Genomic DNA, 17,299 nt, shown 5'->3' on the forward strand with positions numbered 1-17,299 from the left:
TTTCGATGTGATTTTTAATGGAACGATCTATAATGGAATACTTAGATTAATTCTAAAGTGATCCTGAATCAATAGGCATGAGGTTATAAACGCCCCATGCCTATTTTTTTTATAAATCACTTTTTTCAGCATTTGCAGTTATGAGAATCAAAAAAGGTATAAGAAATTTCAGGGGGATGATCATTGTGGAATAGTCTTCAACTTGTCCTGATATACAGTTGGTATATCTGTATCAGATTTACCATTTGTATTTTTAACACGAAATATTGAGAAAAGTCAATTTTTGATCGGATATGAATTGGATATTTTAACAATACGAGTTGTAAATTATTTTGATTAATTGTGGCGATTGCAATATTTTTTATGATTTTACGCAAAAATTATTGACTATTAGTTTGTTTAATGATATAATTTCTTTGGCTGAGATAATCAACGATTATAATCAAACAAATATAAATCGGCGATTCTTATTCAATTTCATCTATGAAAAGACATTCAGAAGTGATTTTGAACTAATGAGTATGAGGCTATGATTGCCTCGTGCTTATATCAGGAAGCACTTTTTATCCTTTTCGATGATAAAAATGTGTTTGTACATTAGAGATGATCAGTCTGTAGATACTAAAAGGGAGTGTAGAATAGCACAGCAGATATTAGTCACTTATATATTAACGTCACAAATATTGTACTTATCAAAAGTTTTAGCATGAAGAATATAATTGATTGGTTGTAAGATCAAAATATCAAATTCAGCAGGGATTGGGGGAGAGATGGTATTTAATGTTGGTGTTTTCTTCTTCATGGTCGATCGATTATTAATAAATTAAAAACAAAAGGAGTAAGATTTAAAATGAAGAAATTAGCAAAACCATTTATAAGTATCTTCATAACTATTGTAATGCTCATTACAGTATTACCTGTGTCTGCTTTCGCAGTTGACAACAGTACAGATTATTGGAACCATTCTGTGCCAAAACGAACACTTTCAGTTGGCTGTTCTAATGGCGATGAGGTAAAGTGGTTCCAGTGTGCTATAAACTACCTTGTTGCTAACGGTGATAGCGGTCATAGCACTCTTGATCGCAAATACAGATTAAATGTTGATGGTATATATGGATCTGCATCAGAAGCAGCAGCTAAGGCTTTTCAGTTTAAATATGGTTTAACAAAAGATGGTATATTTGGAACTAATTCCCTTAATAAGATGAAGGAATTGCTCATAGCAGCTGATCCATCACACGCATATTCTTTATCATCGTCATCATCATCTTCTTCATCATCGTCATCATCATCTTCTTCGTCTACTTCATCAACTTCAAATACTCCAACATATCAGGCTGTAGAAAGAAACATATCCGATGGAGTTTATTACATTCGTAATAAGATGACTAACAAGTATCTTGACGTTAAAGGCGGTTCAAGTTACAATAATGCAGAAATAGTTCAGTATCCATTCCATGGCGATGCTAACCAGCAGTTTAAAATCCAGTATGAAAATGGCTTTTATAAAATTTATTCAATGGCTGGAGGCAATAGATGTTTTGATCTATGGAGTCCATGGCAAGCAGATACAAACGGCACAGATCTGAAGGTATATGATACTGTAAATGGTTGTCAGCAGCAGAATTTCAGATTTAGAAAAATGAGTGACGGCAGCGTTGAAATAGGATCTGTAAACAGCTATGGTAACAAGATCTTAGAAGTTACAAATTCATCTTATGCTGATTGCGAGACTATTCAGATCTGGGACAGAAGCGATTCAAGAACTAATGACAACTGGTATTTAGAACCTGTAGATAAACATGAGACCAGCACACCTAATCAGTTTAACAGAGCAAGAAATAAATATCCTCTTGGTTCAATTAATTATGGTGGTTACAGATATAGAATCGTAACAAGTGATGATGTTCCTTCAGTTGGAATAACTCAAGTTGATTCAATTAGAAAGACAAAGAGGGATTTTAGCTTAGCTGAAGCAATTGCAAACTATTCAATTCAGGGTGGACTTAACAACCCTACAGCATCTCTTGGATTGCAATCATTATTTGCTGCTACTAATGCTGTTGGATCAGCCATAAGTAATGTAAATGTTACAGTAAACTTATATAAATCAACATCGTCAAATTTAAGATATGCTACTATAACTGTATATAGTTCAGATTTATGGCAGGCTCTTCAATCTGGTGCAGGTCGTGAAGTTACAAGTGGTAACTACAAATGGTATTTGAATAAAAAACATGGAGATAATTGGTCTCAATTTGATGGTTACATAAATTCAGATGGAGATTTTTGTATAGCATTCAGAAGTTTTGGCGATGATTATGTAAAAGTTAAAGAGAACGGAACTTGGAAGACCTGTTCAAGATTTACATATGGAAATGACAATACTCATAATTCTATCTTCGCTTCGGAAAGAGCTAATGATACTTACTTAAATCTTTTTAAGCAGTGCATCGGCTAATTAAAGATACACATTCAAGTGTGACTTTTAATAGAACGATCAATAATAGAAAACTTAGATCAATTCTAAAGTTATTCTGAATCAATAGGCATGAGGTAATAAACGCCCCATGCCTATTCTATTACATATACAAATAATCATTTCACTTACAGGCAGTCTTTTAACAAAGCATAAAAACTACTCTTTGGCAGTGTGAGCTTATATAAGCGCTGCCTGTGGTTGACTTTTTAGGAATATGTGATGTATAATTGATATGTATAAAAACATCATACTATTTCGGAGGTAATCTGATATGAAACAATCATTTGAAAAAGGCTTTTTCGCACCGCTTCCCGTACTTATCATCGGCACATATAACGCAAATGGCACTCCCAATGCCATGAATGCTGCATGGGGCGGTCAAGTAGGCATGAGCCAGATATCGGTCAGCCTTTCAAACTCACACAAGACCACTGAAAATATCAAGCTCAACAAGGAGTTTACAGTTGCTTATGCTACGGCAGAGCATATCGCTGCCTGCGACTATGTTGGGATAGTTTCGGGAAACAATGAGGAGAACAAGCTGGAAAAGTGCGGATTTACTGTCACAAAGTCAGACAAGGTCAACGCTCCTGTTATTGACCAGCTTCCTGTAACTATCGAGTGCAAGGTCATAGAAATTCAGGAGGAGTTTGGCGAGACCAGAGTAGTTGCCGAGGTAGTCGGTCTTAAAGCTGACGAAAATGTTCTTACTGACGGCAAGGTGGATTACAGCAAGGTGGGACTTGTTATATATGATACAGCCACAAAATGCTACAGAAAAGTGGGCGAGAGCGTTGCTGCTGCCAGAAGTGCAGGCAAAAAGTTCCGGTGATCGAAGTTATAAAAACATATTTTGAAGCATAGTATATAAAGATCAGGCAGCCTGAAAAGGCTGCTTTTTTACTTGACTTATCGAATTTATCATTTAAGATAGTATGTATTTATGATACATCAAAAAAATGCTCATGTAGTATGCTTATAAACAGCAATGGACTACAGGAGCATCAATTTTGAATGATCGCCTATGTTTTTTGAAGTATTTATTTATTCATAGTAAGCTGCTTGATCTTACCGAGGAGGAATTCCTGTATCCTGAGTGCGTCATTTGCTGTGATACCATTTGCAGACTTATCAACGTCACTGTTTATCCAGCCCTGCTCGGTGATGTGTTTTGTATCCGTGCCGTTGATACCGTACTTGTTCGGATTTGCCAATGCCTGCATTATCAGAACAACATCGGACATATCAACGCTGTTGTCACAGTTTGCATCGCCTTCCTTTGTAACAGTAAGTGTCGGAACTGTTGTAGTTGCAGCAGTTTTGGTCGTTGTTGTATTTGTGGTAGTTGATGTGGTTGTAGTTGATGATGTTGGAGCAGCAGTCGCAGAATAATCACCTAAAGACTCGAATTTATAGTTATACTTATTTGCATATTCTTCCGCAGTTGAACCGTTATATCCGATGATAACGCCCTTATATCCGTTTCCGTTGTATATGACAGTTTCATCACCATTTATTTTGCAGTCAGGATTCATTATTGTTACTGAATCAAGATTTCTGCAGAATTGAAATGCCTTATAGTCTATGCTTTCAACAGAAGACGGTATAATTACGGTTTTTATGTCATCACAATCAATAAACGCACAGCCTGCAATGCTTTTAACAGTATCGGGTATAACAACATCTCCCGAACAAGTTGTACCGTCTACCAATATTCCGTTTACAGTAACGATCGGGTTTTCTTTCTGTCTGTTCTTCAGCCATACTGTGCCTTTGAATGCCTCTGGACCTATATTTGTAACAGTATCAGGTATATTTATTGTCTCAAGACTTGTGCACTGTGCAAATTCGTCCATACCTATACTTGTAACAGTATCAGGAATATCAATAGATTCAAGACTATTGCAATAACCAAATAATCTTATGTTAAGACTTGTAATAGAAGAAGGAAGTTTTACTGATTTACGAAAATAACAACTGATATTGAAGATGAAGCTGTTCAGGAACAGCCTTCGGAAGAACCGAACGAGGTAGGGGAAGAACCGGAAAAGACCACTTCACAGGCAACAACTACTAAAAAGATCGTAACAACTACAGTTACTACTGCTGCTCCTGTTATCGTAGAGCCGACCTTGTGCGGAGATGTAAACGGTGACGGTGAAATTGATATCGTTGATGTTGTTCTTCTCAATAGATTTATTAATAGTGGATCAACAGTTGAAGAATTCTACAAACAAAATATAGCAACGAAATCAACGCTTTCATTTGAGCAGTTTCTTGCAAATATTGACACTTACAGACCGTCTGAAAAAAGAGAGATAACTATTGAGGATTCACAAGCCATATCAGGTCATATCAATGGATTGTATCCGAATTTGCCCATAGACGAATTGTAAGCAAAAAAATATGTCACAATGGTGAAAAGTGAGTTGCCGAGTCCGTAAAGTATGGGCTCGGTAATTTTTTGCCGCTGAAACAATAAAAAAGCAATTTCCGTAGGATATGAAAATTATGTTTTTCTTGAACCCCAAGTCAGTCTATGGTATAATTAAAGCAGCACAGATGACTATAAACCGAGAAAACCTGTAACTTGTCACAGTGCATGAAGCATTGAAAGATCCATATAAACGGGTAAGAATAAAAATCACAGAAAAATTTTTGCAAAAAAAGTGAAATATTATGAGCCGAATGTTGTCTTTATATACAGAGGACCTCAGGAAAGGAGGCTGACCTTTTGAATGATGCATCAATTGTCGAATTGCTTTTTGAAAGAAACGAAAAAGCTATTGAAGAAATGAAACAAAGCTATGAAAAGCTGTGCTTCTATATTGCGGGCAACATTCTTTCTCAAAAAGAAGACCAGGAAGAATGTGTGAATTCTGCCTATATGGACGTGTGGAGTTCGATACCGCCCAACAAGCCCGATAATCTGAAAGTATACCTTTGCAAACTTGTGAAAAACTGCGCACTGAACCGTAAAAAATACAACAGCGCAGCAAAAAGGAATTCGGATTTTTCAGTATCTCTGGACGAACTTGCGGAATGTATTCCTGACGGTAAAAGCATTGAAAAAACAATAACAGATGAACAGCTCGGCGGAGCGATAAGCGTATTTCTGAAAAGTCAGCCCGAAAAATACCGAAAGGTGTTCGTGAGGCGATACTGGTATTCCGAAACTGTAGAGGATATAGCGGCATTTTATGATATGAACGTAAAGACCGTGGCTACATATCTTTTCAGAGTAAGGAAAAAATTAAAGGCATTTTTGCAGAAAGAAGGTTATATAGATGAGTGATCTTAAATTATACAAGGGCATCAATAATATAGATGCCGATCTCATTGAAGAAGCCGACTGCAAACACAAGCCCGCAATACATCACTGCTATGCTTTGCCTGCAACTGCGGCAGCGATATTTATAGCTCTCGGTGCTACAGGTATTTTCAATACCGTTAGACCTCAAAGAAAACCTGATATATCGGAAAACGCCGTTATAACGAGTGTGCCTGCCACGTCAGCCGCTGCGACATCGCCTGCAATGACCACTGATATCTGCACAGCGATAACAACTTCTTTGACGGTCAACAGCACAGAGGCTTTATCTCAGACTTCCGTTTCTTATTCAAAAACAAGCATAATATCCCAGAACAGCCAAACACAAACAGCACAGAACACCCAAGAAAAAACAGTACAAAGCACTCAGGTACAAACAGCAGCTATGCCTGCATTTACTGTTACTCAGACAGGTTCCGCAGGCATGGAAGGAACAGCATCTGTAAGCACTGTAACTACCGCTGTTTCTGAATATGACTATGAATACGAAGGGAGTATTATTATGAGAAAATATGCCGCAGCTTTAGCTGCAATCCTAATTGCAAGTAATCCGACCACAGTTGCAAATGCTCAGACCTATGAACCTAAAGCCACTATATCTTCTGATGAAGAAGATCTGATGCATTTAAAAGAGCTCGTTGATCATTATGATCTCGACATAGACATCAACTGCGACGGCAATATCGATATCTTTGATGCATATGCATTTTACCGTGCTGCTAATTCACGTAATGGTGAAATATATGTCCCTGATTATATAATGGAAAAATACAATACTATCAGAGAAACGCAGTTGCCTGTCGAAAAAGAATACTATGATCCCAAAACAAATGAAAACGTGACGCAAACCTATTATTACTCATTTTTATGGTATGATTATGTACGCTACCTGTTCGCTTATTATCCTGTAAGTACGGATTATTACGATCCGAATTACTTTATTGAAAATTGCCCCGATGAATATAAAGATGATCCTATTCCGCTTGATGTACAAAAGCAGGATATTGATGTGTGGGATATCGTGACATTTAAAAAGAATAAGTATTATGTAAAGAATGATGACGGAACTTTCAGACCTGTGTGTGCAGACGATTATAAACTGATAAGTGACAATGACCCTGATGCATACTATTCTTCGATTGATGAACTGAAATATAAATATGTATATGTAGAAAAATTCGATGAAAATGGCAATGACATTGGTTATTGTCGTTATTATGAATATGATTCTTCTGAGGTATATGTGTCACCTGTATACGATTTCATAGATAGCATGAGATATTGGATACACGGTACAGAACGTGATTATAAAATGGTCAAGGATATTATAGAGAACGGATATGTTGATGCAGATATCAACTCTGACGGTGTCTTTGATTTCGATGACGTTGTTAAGATAATTTATGTATCAGATATGCTTTGCGATATTGATGATCTTGATTATTTGTATGTATCTCAGACTGAATATCCTTTCTATCACTATACAGGTGATGATTATGGTCCTGTAACTGAAGAAGAGTATTATAAGGTCCTTGATCTCTGCAAAGTAGCAGCGCATTATTTCTATAATACCCGTTTTGAGTATATCGGTCAGTATTTTACGATGTATTACCTCACATACAATGAGATAGACGAGAAATATTTTGATCCTATATATTATGAAGATCTGGGCTATTATACTCCAAGACCTATGTCTTGTTCGGCTTGTGTTTTTGCAAATCTCAGCTATTATGAACAGTTCTCGATAAAATATGGTCCGAACTCAGCTCAGAACAGCTCTGATGCATATGAAGCTCCTGCGCGCTATAATTTTACATCAGCTGAAATAGATTCAGTTTTTCCGACATACTATAAAAATGTCAAATTAGGTATCCTTCCTAAACCTGACATTGACCTTGACGGAAAAATAACCGTAGCTGACTACAACATACTATACAATCTTGACATGGAATACTTTACTCCGTACGATATCAGCTATATCGGCACAATGATAAAGAGATATCCAGAACTCAGTGTTAGTATCGGCGTTTCACAGGAAGTACGCGATAATTTCGATACAAATTTCGACTTTAACAATAACGGTATCAGTGCAGATGAGCTCGAAGTACAGTGTATGATGATGTATATCCTCAGCGACCTTGAAAAACAGTATAACGATGAGGATAAGATGAATAAGGAACTTGACAGCTTCTATATGGAACATCCTGAATTACAGTATTATGATATCTTCAACAGCAATATGGAGAAATTCAACCGTAAACACCACAGGGGAGATGCAGGCTATGTTTATAATGATGAGGAGATATTAGGTATCTCAAGTTCTATAGACACAGTAAGGTACTATAGCAGCTATGATCTGATATCCACATTTGTTATCAAAGGAAACGGCGATGCAAACGGTGACGGAACAGTCGATCTTTCTGATGCAGTACTGATAATGCAGTCTCTGGCAAACCCTTCAAAATACGGTGTTAACGGCAGTGACGACAATCATATCTCAGAAGGAGGCTGTATTCGCGCAGACGTTGACGGTGACGGCGTTACTAATATGGACGCTCTCACAATACAGAAATATCTGCTCGGATTATGCAGCATTAATTGATAATATTGTTGGGGTAATATAAAGTAACAACGGCACGGAAATATCCGTGCCGTTTTTTTCTTTGTGTATATTATCTGACCTCGCTTCCGCCCCATTCAACAACTGTAAAGCCCTTTCTTTCAAAGGTATCAAGCTGCTGAGGTCGGATATCAACTGTATCTTCAAGTGGGACATAAGTCATGAATATGCGGAGAAGGCTGTCGGGCTCGGGAGTGATGTTAAGCTTTGCGGAATCGGTATATGCATCGCCCTGGAAAGCAATGAGGTTATACTTGTTATGCTCCATTAACGGCAGCCAGTATACGATGAACTCGTTCATTTCTTCCTCGGTAAGTCCAATATATGTGAGTTTTTCTCTGAGGAAGCTTTCTGTATCACTTCCTGCAACGCAGAAGCCCTCTGCGAAGCCGAACCTTGTGCGACAGTTCACAGCGTCCCAGAACAGGTACTTATGATGTGTACCGTCAGCCTTGTTGAGCAGTGAGCCGTCAGGGTAAGCAGTTACGTCCCAGCCGTTATTGTACTTTGGGTAAGTTGTTGAGAGCTCGGCTTCGGTAAGCTCAAGCTCAACATGGACATCGGTCTCTTCTTCGGGGTAAAGATAAATTACAGGCTTCTTTGCAACTTGTTCGTAAAAGATAGTAGGAGTCATGCCGTCCTCGCTGAACGTTCTTATCCAGCCATACTGTCCGTTATATTCGGTAAACAGCCAATTATCATTATTTTTCTGATATCCGTACTCGCTGAGACGGGTGTTCTGCGGGATAGAAGCAACGTTTTCGTAGCTTTCATCAGGTCCGAGATACAATTTCAGACCGTCTTCCCAAACTACAAATGGAGTCCCGAATTCAAAGTACTCATCAGGCTCAACATAGTCTTTGGTACTTTGTACGATAAGAGCTTTTCTCATCATTATGAGATCGAATATATCAAGCACGTCATCATTGCAGAGATCAGCTGCCTGCCAGTCGGCAAGAATGGTATCGGGAACGCCAAGCAGCCATTTTTGCAGCAATACGATATCCGATACATTGAACTCACCGTCAGAATTCACATCTCCCGTAGGAGCGGTCATGAGCTTGAATACCACATTCGCAGCACCATTGTCGAACTTCGTGATCGTCACGTAGTCCTCGGGGCTTATAGTGCCACCGTAATAGCCCATATGATCTGCGCCGTCAGGGAACGAATACCCCTTAGGCAGCGAGCTGCTGTTGAGACTAAAGGAAAAAGAGCTCGAATTAAACTGCCTGCCAAGGTCGTTGGATACGATAGCAGGATCGGTCTCCATAACAAGAACAGGACCTGTTGCCACTTCACCGTTGCTGATATTTGTTGCTATAGAGGGCATTTCACCTTCGCCTAAAATGATCGCTTCATCGGTATCGCAGTCAGCAAGCGTAACTCTTATCTGACCCGAAAGAAGAATTGTCTGCGCATTATCAAGAACAGCACAGTCAGCAGTCAAAGACTGTTTCATTTCATCTTCGGAAAATGGCGGTCTCAGCTCCCATGTGAAATTTGGAGCATACTCCCATTCTATCTTTGCGCAGCCGTCCTTGACAGCCTTATACGCAGCTACCTGATATATGTCACCGCCGTCAACAGGTTCGGCAGTCTCTTCGCTGCAAAACAGAAAAGCTGCGCGTTCAAAATTCTCGGAATAGTCCTCTGATCTTTCGCGCCATGATAACGGAGAGCCTGCATTTGACTCCATACAGAATACAACATAGTTGTCCTTGACCGAAACCTCGCCGTGTTTTTTGACATAGTCCGTATATTCTTTTTCACAGTCAGGCAGCCAGCTGTAAATATCCGTCTCGGTAACGCTCAGATCATCTTTTGCTGAGAAGGAATAACGTGAGATCGCATGACCGTATTTCAGATCGGGATCGGGTTCATCAGTCAATACGTCGACAACAGCAATATCAAAGTCACAGGCTTGCTGAGGAGCTAATACAGCTACTTCATAGTAATAATGGCTGTCTTTCGATGAATAATTCGTATGCCACAGTATTTTTACCGAGCTGTCTGTTGGCACTATCTCGTATTGCAGTATACCCTTCGGTTCAGCCTCTGAGCTTGTAGCCATGCTTAATTGTGATACAACACAGATGATACCGTTATCAATATGCACAGTTCCGTAAGTGTTTCGGAACTCGATCGCTGAACTAAGGTCTTTTGGTACCCAGTCGGGGATAGATGCTGCGTTAACGGTTCCAGCCGCATTAACGCTTGACGGAGTAAACAGACTTGTGGGAGCTGCGGAAAAAGAGATAATTGCCGTGGAAGCTGCCAGAATAACAGCCGCAAATTTTTTTAACATCTTAAATTCACCTACATTCCTTGATTTTAGCAATGTAAAATTGCAGTTTAGCGGAAGATGATTCCTTATACGCATTAACGAATGATGATGCGGAGATGTGCGGCTGAAATCGTAAACTTTTTGTGAACAAAAAATAATGGAGCTTCACTGCATACAAGCGGATATCTTTATACATAAAATGAGCAGTATACAGAAGCACCTATCAAAATGGCTGTTGATGAAAAATGCTGTTGAAGAAGGCGTATGACTCTTTTTGTCATATTGTCAGGATATAAGGCTAAAGCATAAATAATAATTGTAATTCGGCTAAAAATGTGGTATAATGGTCGTGTTGCCGACAGTATGATCTGCTGCAGTGACCTTGCAGGCGGCAGCCTTGTATCAAATAAACTAAAGGAGAGAATGAAATGAAAGTATTAGTAATAACAGGAAGTGCTCACAAAAACGGAACCACCGCATATCTTACCGAGCAGTTTATTAAAGGTGCTGAGGAAGCAGGCAATGAGGTCTGGCGTTTTGATGCGGCATATAAAAACGTACATCCGTGTATTGCCTGTGAAAAATGTCACGACGGTACAGTAGGCTGTGTATTCAAAGACGATATGCAGGAACTGAACCCGCATCTGATAGAAGCAGATGCCATAGTATTCGTATCGCCGATATACTATTATGATATAAATGCACAGCTCAAGGCAGTTATCGACCGCTTTTATGCAAATGACGCTGTTCTGCACGGAAACAAAAAAGCTGTCCTTATGGTGACAATGGCAGATGATAACCTTGAAACAGCCAATGGCGCACTTGAGACCTTTAAGGGCATGACAAAGTATCTTGAATGGGATATCGCAGGCACGGTAGTCGGAGTAAACTGCATGACTCCTGATATGCTGAAGGATACCGATTATCCCAAGCAGGCATACGAACTCGGAAAGGCTCTTTGAGCACTGAGATATGTATACTGCTTTTTCTGTTACGGCAGTTAAGTTCATATTATACATCAAGTTATTCCGTGATCGTATCTGACAGATAAGCTTATATATGAAGAGATAGATAAATTGGCTGAAGAAAGCGTTATAAAGCCTTACGTGCTTGCTTGGAATGAACGCATATCAAATGTGATCTCGTTATATCTTTGAATATATACAAAATTCAAACCCATATGTCAATATTCCAATTTGTATAAATTTTCGTGCAATTTTAATAGTAAACTATATGGTTGATTTGTTGAAAATGCCAAAAATCAAAGACAGATTTGATTTACCTTATTTTTTCACTTGCTTTTTTTTTTGCCAACGGGTATAATTGAAACGTACGGGTTTTGTTCGTTTAATATTATTAATAGAATACGGTGTTTTCGCGGAATGTTTTTGCGAAAACATAAAATATTATAAAAAAAGCAGCATAAGATCGCCGGCAGTGTGATACCATTTTAGTTATACTGCCTGCTCAAAAACTCTTGATATAGATAAAGCCTTTGAAAGACATAAGAGATCATCAATGATATGCGGTCTCATGTCAAAAGGCTTATTATATAACACAACGATCTGAATGGTCTGCCTGATCATATTTGCTTATGCATTTGAGTTTTACCGTAGATACGGTACTCTGAATGTGGTTTCATGGTAATAGCCATTTTGTATAATGCGGCTTGCTGAAAAATATCGTTTTCCAAAGTCAGGATAAAGCAGTCGGAGCGTATCGTGACTATATGACGTATAATAAGATCATTCCCATAAGCTGTATAAGCTTGTGAAAGAGTGCTATGGCATATATATTTCATATTAAAATAGGTGTCGTTTGCATATTCGGCGGAAATGAAGTTGAGTACGTGGACGGCAAAGTTTTGTATGAACAGATATTTGGCAAGCAGCGGTTTGCATTTGGTGAAATGCACGTTTTATGAGAGAATGGATCAGTAAACATTCATTTTGTTGAAAAAACTTTTTCTAAGATAGTAATAATTAGGAGATGTAAATTTAATGAGTTCAACACAAAAGAGATCGATCCCTTTCAGCCCACCGGATATCAGCGAAGCTGAGATAAATGAAGTTTGTGAAGCACTTCGTTCGGGTTGGATAACTACAGGTCCGAAAACAAAGCAGCTTGAAAAAGAGGTCGCTGAATATGTAGGCACTGACCGTGCGGTTTGTCTTAATTCGCAGACAGCCTGTGCTGAAATGGCACTTCGTATCCTTGGTATCGGAGAAGGTGACGAGGTCATCGTTCCTGCGTATACATACACAGCTTCTGCTTCTGTTGTATATCATGTCGGCGCAAAGATCGTCCTTGTTGATGTTCAGAAGGACAGCCTTGAAATGGATTATGATGCGCTTGAGAACGCAATAACGGAAAAGACAAAGGCTATCATACCTGTTGATCTGGCAGGTATACCTTGTGACTATGACAGGATATTTGCTATAGTTGAAGCTAAAAAGAATCTTTTCAAGCCTTCAAACAAGATACAGGAGGCTTTGGGAAGAATAGCTGTATGTGCCGATACAGCTCATGCTTTCGGTGCTTCATGGCATGGCAGAATGGCAGGCTCTATTGCAGATTTCTCTTCTTTCTCGTTCCATGCGGTAAAGAACTTTACAACTGCCGAGGGCGGTGCTCTTTCATGGAGAAATATCGACGGCATAGATAATGAGGAGATATATCATAATGTACAGCTTTTCAGCCTTCACGGTCAGAGCAAGGACGCTCTTGCAAAGACTCAGCTCGGCGCTTGGGAGTATGATATCGTGGGTGCATGGTATAAGTGCAACATGACAGATATCGCAGCTGCTATGGGACTTGCTCAGATGAAGCGTTATCCCGGTATGCTTGCAAGACGTAAGCAGATAATCGAAAAATATGATTCTGTTCTCGTTCCTCTTGGAGTTGAAACATTAAAGCACTATACAGAGGATCATATCTCTTCGGGACATCTTTATATCACAAGAATACCCGGTATCAGCCCTGAAAAGCGTTCTGATATCATAATCGAAATGGCTGAGCAGGGAGTTGCCTGCAATGTTCATTACAAGCCTCTTCCTATGCATACAGCATATAAGGACATGGGATTTGACATCAAGGATTTCCCGAATGCATATAACAGGTTTGCAAATGAGATAACTCTTCCGCTTCATACCTGTCTTACAGATGAAGATGTTGAGTACGTACTTGAAAAGTATTCAAGTATCATAAGGAGTTTATAATACAGTAGGTGCAGTTGATGACATTAAGAAAATGGGAAGATCTTCCGAAGTTCATGAGACGTAAGGAAGTTCGCGAGTATTACGACATTCTAAGCAAAAAACGTTTCAGTCTGAAGTGCAAAAGAATATTCGATGTTGTGCTCTCAGCGATAATGCTTATTATTTTGCTGCCTGTTTTTGTAATACTTGCAGTGGCGATCAAGCTTGATTCACCGGGACCTGTTTTTTACAAGCAGGAAAGAGTAACTCAGTATGGAAAGAAATTCAAGATATACAAGTTCCGTACAATGGTGAATAATGCTGATAAGGTCGGGGCAGCAGTTACAGTAGGCAATGACAGCCGTATCACCCGAGTTGGTTCAAAAATACGTGATTATAGGCTCGATGAGATCGGACAGCTTATAAATGTCCTCAAGGGCGAAATGAGTTTTGTAGGCACTCGTCCCGAGGTCGTAAAGTATGTAAAGGGTTATACACCTGAAATGCTCGCAACATTACTGCTTCCGGCAGGCATTACATCAGAAGCGTCTATTCGCTATAAAGATGAAGCGCGTTTGCTTGATGCAGCTGATGATGTTGACAAGGTGTATATTGAACAGGTCCTTCCCGGCAAGATGATATGGAATCTCGAAAGTATAAGACGCTTCAGATTCCTTAGAGAAATATTAACGATGTTTAGAACAGCTGCAGCTGTAATGGGGAAAAATTATGACTGAAAAAAATAGTATAATCCATGCTACAACACGTGAACTTCAAGAGAAAATGCTTGAAATGCTGTTGTATTTTGACGAGTTCTGCAAAAAAAACAACTTAATGTATTACCTTTGCGGAGGCTGCCTTATCGGCGCTGTAAGGCATAAGGGATTTATCCCTTGGGACGATGACATAGACCTCTTCATGCCTCGTCCTGATTATGAGAAATTAGCAAAGATATGGAATCAGACTGCGGATACGAGCAAGTATGTTTATTGCCGAACAACAAGAAATAAGGTTTACCATGACGGCGGTGCATCAGTTCGTGATATCCGCACAACAGAGATCAATCGTCATAGCATAAATGAAGATATCTGTCACGGCATCGCACTGGAAATAATGCCTATAGACGGCTGTCCAAAGTCTAAGATAAAGCGCGCAAGTCAGCTTTATAATGCATTTATGTTCAGCCTTTTCAATGTTCAGAGACTTCCTGACAATAAGGGCGGACTTATCCGTGCTTTTTCAAATATCATATATAAGATAGTAAGATCTCCCGAATCAAGATATAAGATCTGGAAGAAATGTCAGAGAAAAATGACAAGATTCAAGTGGGACGATTGTGACGAAGTTACGGAGCTGATCGGTTCTATAAAGGGAATGCTGCTCAGACATCCGAAAAAGGATTTCGATAATGTTGTGTATCTGGACTTTGAAGGACATAAGGTCCCGGTCATGGCAGGTTATGAACGTTATCTGACCGAGATCTGGGGCGACTATATGCAGCTTCCGCCTGTAGAAAAGCGCGTTGCAAAGCATGATGCGGTTTATCTGAGCACAACAGAGCCATATAAACAGTTTAAAGGCAAATACTATTGTGTAGCAAAGGATTAGCCGAATGAAGAAACTTAGAGTTGCGTTATCGGACGCCCTTCACTTCAGAACGGAGATCATGGGTATTGCAGCGATATGGGTAATGCTCCTGCATATCTTTTCTGAATTGTATCCCGAAATACATATCCCTCTTTTGCATATCGTAATTGAACGCGGTAATTTGGGTGTTGATATATTTTTGCTTTTTTCCGGAATTGGATTGTATTTTTCTCAATCAAAGAATTCGGACGTGAAGCAGTTTTATCTGAAGCGTATGAAAAGAGTAGTGGTCCCGTGGATCATTCTCTCTGCTCCGTATTGGGCGATCATGACTGTTATCAACCATGAGTCCATTCCTGATTTTTTTATCAATCTGTTTGGATTATCTTTCTGGATCAAAGGCTTGGCAACAGTATGGTATGTTGCTTTGATCATCATTCTTTATCTTCTTTATCCTCTGATCTTTCGCATTCAGCAGAAATACGGAACAATGGCGATCATATGTATAATAGTATTCTGCCTTATGGGAAATATACTGCTGCTTTTTGCTGCACCCGGTTATTATGAAAAGGTGGATCTGGCATTAGCAAGAGTCCCCGTCTTCCTGATCGGAAGTATCTGGGGCAAGGTGTGCAGGGATCAGAAATCAGAAAACAAGCTTGAGATGTGCTGGATCGTGGTTTACGGCGCAGCTTCTGTTCTTTGCTTCCTTGCAAGTTCAGCAGTATCTCACAATAGCAGAAGCGTTGGCAGACTGCTCTATTTTCTGGGCGGTACAGGAGTAGGTATTTTTATTATTATATTACTGTCAATAGTGTTTACAAAGTGGAAGCTGTCATTATTTAAGTCCGTTTTTGCTTTTATGGGAAAAATGAGTCTGGAGTTATATTTGCTCCATGTATTTGTAAGAAATCTCACTGCAAAATCAGGCATAGGTGATGGAAGCAGTTCCATGATGAAGGTCGTAATTATGACGGGCGTATTTGCAGTGTCTGTATTATTGGCATACGGGTATTGTAAAGCAAGTCTATTTTTTAGAAAAGAGGAAAAAAAATCATGAATATTGCAATTATTTTTGCTGGTGGAACGGGACAGAGAATGAATACCAAGACAAAGCCCAAGCAGTTCCTTGAGCTCCATGGCAAGCCAATATTGGTCTATACTGTTGAACAGTTTCAGAATCATGATAAGGTAGATAAGATCGTACTTGTAATGCTTGAGAGCTGGATAGATTATTGCGAAAAGCTTGTTTCAAGATATCAGCTCGATAAAGTTGCTGCAATAGTTCCCGGCGGAAAAACAGGTCAGGAATCCATTTATAACGGTCTGGCAAAGGCTTATGAATTATTTGGCGGAAACAATACTGTTCTGATTCACGACGGAGTAAGACCGCTCATATCATCAGAAACAATTTCAGATGATATTGAATGTGCAGAAAAAAATGGCAATGCAATAACTGTTTCACCTGCCATTGAGACTATAACTATGGAAGCCGAAGATGGTTCTATCGGTGAGATCGTTGACCGTTCAAAGTGCAGAGTAGCAAAGGCTCCACAGTGCTTTAAGCTTGAAGATATCGTTGCCGCTCATAAAAAGGCACAGGAAGAAAACAGAAGCGATTTTATTGATTCGGCAAGCCTTATGAAATACTATGGTCATAAGCTTTTCCCAGTGGAAGGCGGTCCTGAAAATATAAAAATAACAACACCCTCTGATTTTTATATTTTCAGAGCAATTACAGACGCAAAGGAAAATTCACAGATCTTTGGCTTATAATATTTATTGAAGAGTGGAT

At 39.2% G+C, this 17,299-nt stretch carries 14 protein-coding genes; 12 read left to right on the plus strand and 2 right to left on the minus strand.

Annotated elements, in window-relative coordinates:
- The first annotated feature begins 850 nt into the window (after positions 1–850).
- Positions 851–2,461: an RICIN domain-containing protein gene (locus tag BLW60_RS12365; protein ID WP_074717852.1), complete on the plus strand. Its 1,611-nt coding sequence runs from the start codon at positions 851–853 to the stop codon at positions 2,459–2,461.
- Positions 2,462–2,753: 292 nt separating this feature from the next.
- Positions 2,754–3,314: a flavin reductase family protein gene (locus BLW60_RS12370; RefSeq protein WP_074717854.1), complete on the plus strand. Its 561-nt coding sequence runs from the start codon at positions 2,754–2,756 to the stop codon at positions 3,312–3,314.
- Between the two features lie 208 nt (positions 3,315–3,522).
- Here the strand turns inward: BLW60_RS12370 and BLW60_RS12375 are convergent, their stop codons facing one another.
- Positions 3,523–4,491: a leucine-rich repeat protein gene (locus BLW60_RS12375; protein ID WP_347496604.1), complete on the minus strand. Its 969-nt coding sequence runs from the start codon at positions 4,489–4,491 to the stop codon at positions 3,523–3,525.
- A gap of 123 nt (positions 4,492–4,614) precedes the next feature.
- Here BLW60_RS12375 and BLW60_RS12380 point away from each other — a divergent pair, with 123 nt between their 5' ends.
- From BLW60_RS12380 to BLW60_RS12390, 3 genes are all read left to right on the plus strand, one after another.
- The gene (locus BLW60_RS12380; protein WP_074717861.1) at positions 4,615–4,878 is read left to right on the plus strand and encodes a dockerin type I domain-containing protein; all 264 of its coding nucleotides are present in this window, start codon (positions 4,615–4,617) and stop codon (positions 4,876–4,878) included.
- 338 nt (positions 4,879–5,216) lie between these two features.
- On the plus strand, positions 5,217–5,777 hold the full coding sequence (locus BLW60_RS12385; RefSeq protein ID WP_074717864.1) for an RNA polymerase sigma factor: 561 nt from the start codon (positions 5,217–5,219) through the stop codon (positions 5,775–5,777).
- On the plus strand, positions 5,770–8,415 hold the full coding sequence (locus BLW60_RS12390; protein ID WP_074717867.1) for a dockerin type I domain-containing protein: 2,646 nt from the start codon (positions 5,770–5,772) through the stop codon (positions 8,413–8,415). Before BLW60_RS12385 ends, BLW60_RS12390 begins: the two co-directional genes overlap by 8 nt.
- Before the next feature lie 70 nt (positions 8,416–8,485).
- Here the strand turns inward: BLW60_RS12390 and BLW60_RS17215 are convergent, their stop codons facing one another.
- Complete coding sequence (locus tag BLW60_RS17215; RefSeq protein WP_242872880.1) at positions 8,486–10,741, minus strand: dockerin type I domain-containing protein; 2,256 nt, start codon at positions 10,739–10,741, stop codon at positions 8,486–8,488.
- Positions 10,742–11,148: 407 nt separating this feature from the next.
- Here BLW60_RS17215 and BLW60_RS12400 point away from each other — a divergent pair, with 407 nt between their 5' ends.
- The 7 genes from BLW60_RS12400 to ispD all read left to right on the plus strand — a co-directional run bounded on the left by BLW60_RS12400 (position 11,149) and on the right by ispD (position 17,280).
- On the plus strand, positions 11,149–11,682 hold the full coding sequence (locus BLW60_RS12400; protein ID WP_074717870.1) for a flavodoxin family protein: 534 nt from the start codon (positions 11,149–11,151) through the stop codon (positions 11,680–11,682).
- Positions 11,683–12,503: 821 nt separating this feature from the next.
- The gene (locus BLW60_RS17045; protein WP_207645942.1) at positions 12,504–12,644 is read left to right on the plus strand and encodes a hypothetical protein; all 141 of its coding nucleotides are present in this window, start codon (positions 12,504–12,506) and stop codon (positions 12,642–12,644) included.
- Between the two features lie 76 nt (positions 12,645–12,720).
- A complete protein-coding gene (locus BLW60_RS12405) occupies positions 12,721–13,938 on the plus strand; it encodes a DegT/DnrJ/EryC1/StrS family aminotransferase (protein WP_074717873.1) in 1,218 nt (405 codons plus the stop codon).
- A gap of 17 nt (positions 13,939–13,955) precedes the next feature.
- Positions 13,956–14,654 (plus strand): sugar transferase, encoded by a 699-nt coding sequence (locus BLW60_RS12410; protein ID WP_074717876.1) that lies wholly within the window; start codon positions 13,956–13,958, stop codon positions 14,652–14,654.
- A complete protein-coding gene (locus tag BLW60_RS12415) occupies positions 14,647–15,525 on the plus strand; it encodes a LicD family protein (RefSeq protein WP_074717879.1) in 879 nt (292 codons plus the stop codon). The genes BLW60_RS12410 and BLW60_RS12415 overlap by 8 nt, the downstream gene beginning before the upstream one ends.
- A 58-nt stretch (positions 15,526–15,583) precedes the next feature.
- Positions 15,584–16,564 (plus strand): acyltransferase family protein, encoded by a 981-nt coding sequence (locus tag BLW60_RS12420; protein ID WP_074717881.1) that lies wholly within the window; start codon positions 15,584–15,586, stop codon positions 16,562–16,564.
- Positions 16,561–17,280 carry a 2-C-methyl-D-erythritol 4-phosphate cytidylyltransferase gene (gene ispD / locus BLW60_RS12425; protein ID WP_074717884.1) on the plus strand — a complete coding sequence of 240 codons (720 nt, stop codon included), beginning with the start codon at positions 16,561–16,563 and terminating at the stop codon, positions 17,278–17,280. Before BLW60_RS12420 ends, ispD begins: the two co-directional genes overlap by 4 nt.
- Positions 17,281–17,299: the final 19 nt, after the last annotated feature.

This window comes from Ruminococcus flavefaciens (assembly GCF_900108555.1).
Lineage (GTDB): Bacteria > Bacillota > Clostridia > Oscillospirales > Ruminococcaceae > Ruminococcus > Ruminococcus flavefaciens_P.

What these genes read in the sequence shown, in the direction of transcription:
- BLW60_RS17215 (WP_242872880.1), bottom strand. Translation starts at nt 10,741, where the DNA reads ATGTTAAAAAAATTTGCGGCTGTTATTCTGGCAGCTTCCACGGCAATT.
- BLW60_RS12390 (WP_074717867.1), top strand. Translation starts at nt 5,770, where the DNA reads ATGAGTGATCTTAAATTATACAAGGGCATCAATAATATAGATGCCGAT.
- BLW60_RS12415 (WP_074717879.1), top strand. Translation starts at nt 14,647, where the DNA reads ATGACTGAAAAAAATAGTATAATCCATGCTACAACACGTGAACTTCAA.
- BLW60_RS12400 (WP_074717870.1), top strand. Translation starts at nt 11,149, where the DNA reads ATGAAAGTATTAGTAATAACAGGAAGTGCTCACAAAAACGGAACCACC.
- BLW60_RS12370 (WP_074717854.1), top strand. Translation starts at nt 2,754, where the DNA reads ATGAAACAATCATTTGAAAAAGGCTTTTTCGCACCGCTTCCCGTACTT.
- BLW60_RS12410 (WP_074717876.1), top strand. Translation starts at nt 13,956, where the DNA reads ATGACATTAAGAAAATGGGAAGATCTTCCGAAGTTCATGAGACGTAAG.
- BLW60_RS12405 (WP_074717873.1), top strand. Translation starts at nt 12,721, where the DNA reads ATGAGTTCAACACAAAAGAGATCGATCCCTTTCAGCCCACCGGATATC.
- BLW60_RS12420 (WP_074717881.1), top strand. Translation starts at nt 15,584, where the DNA reads ATGGGTATTGCAGCGATATGGGTAATGCTCCTGCATATCTTTTCTGAA.
- BLW60_RS17045 (WP_207645942.1), top strand. Translation starts at nt 12,504, where the DNA reads ATGGCATATATATTTCATATTAAAATAGGTGTCGTTTGCATATTCGGC.
- ispD (WP_074717884.1), top strand. Translation starts at nt 16,561, where the DNA reads ATGAATATTGCAATTATTTTTGCTGGTGGAACGGGACAGAGAATGAAT.
- BLW60_RS12365 (WP_074717852.1), top strand. Translation starts at nt 851, where the DNA reads ATGAAGAAATTAGCAAAACCATTTATAAGTATCTTCATAACTATTGTA.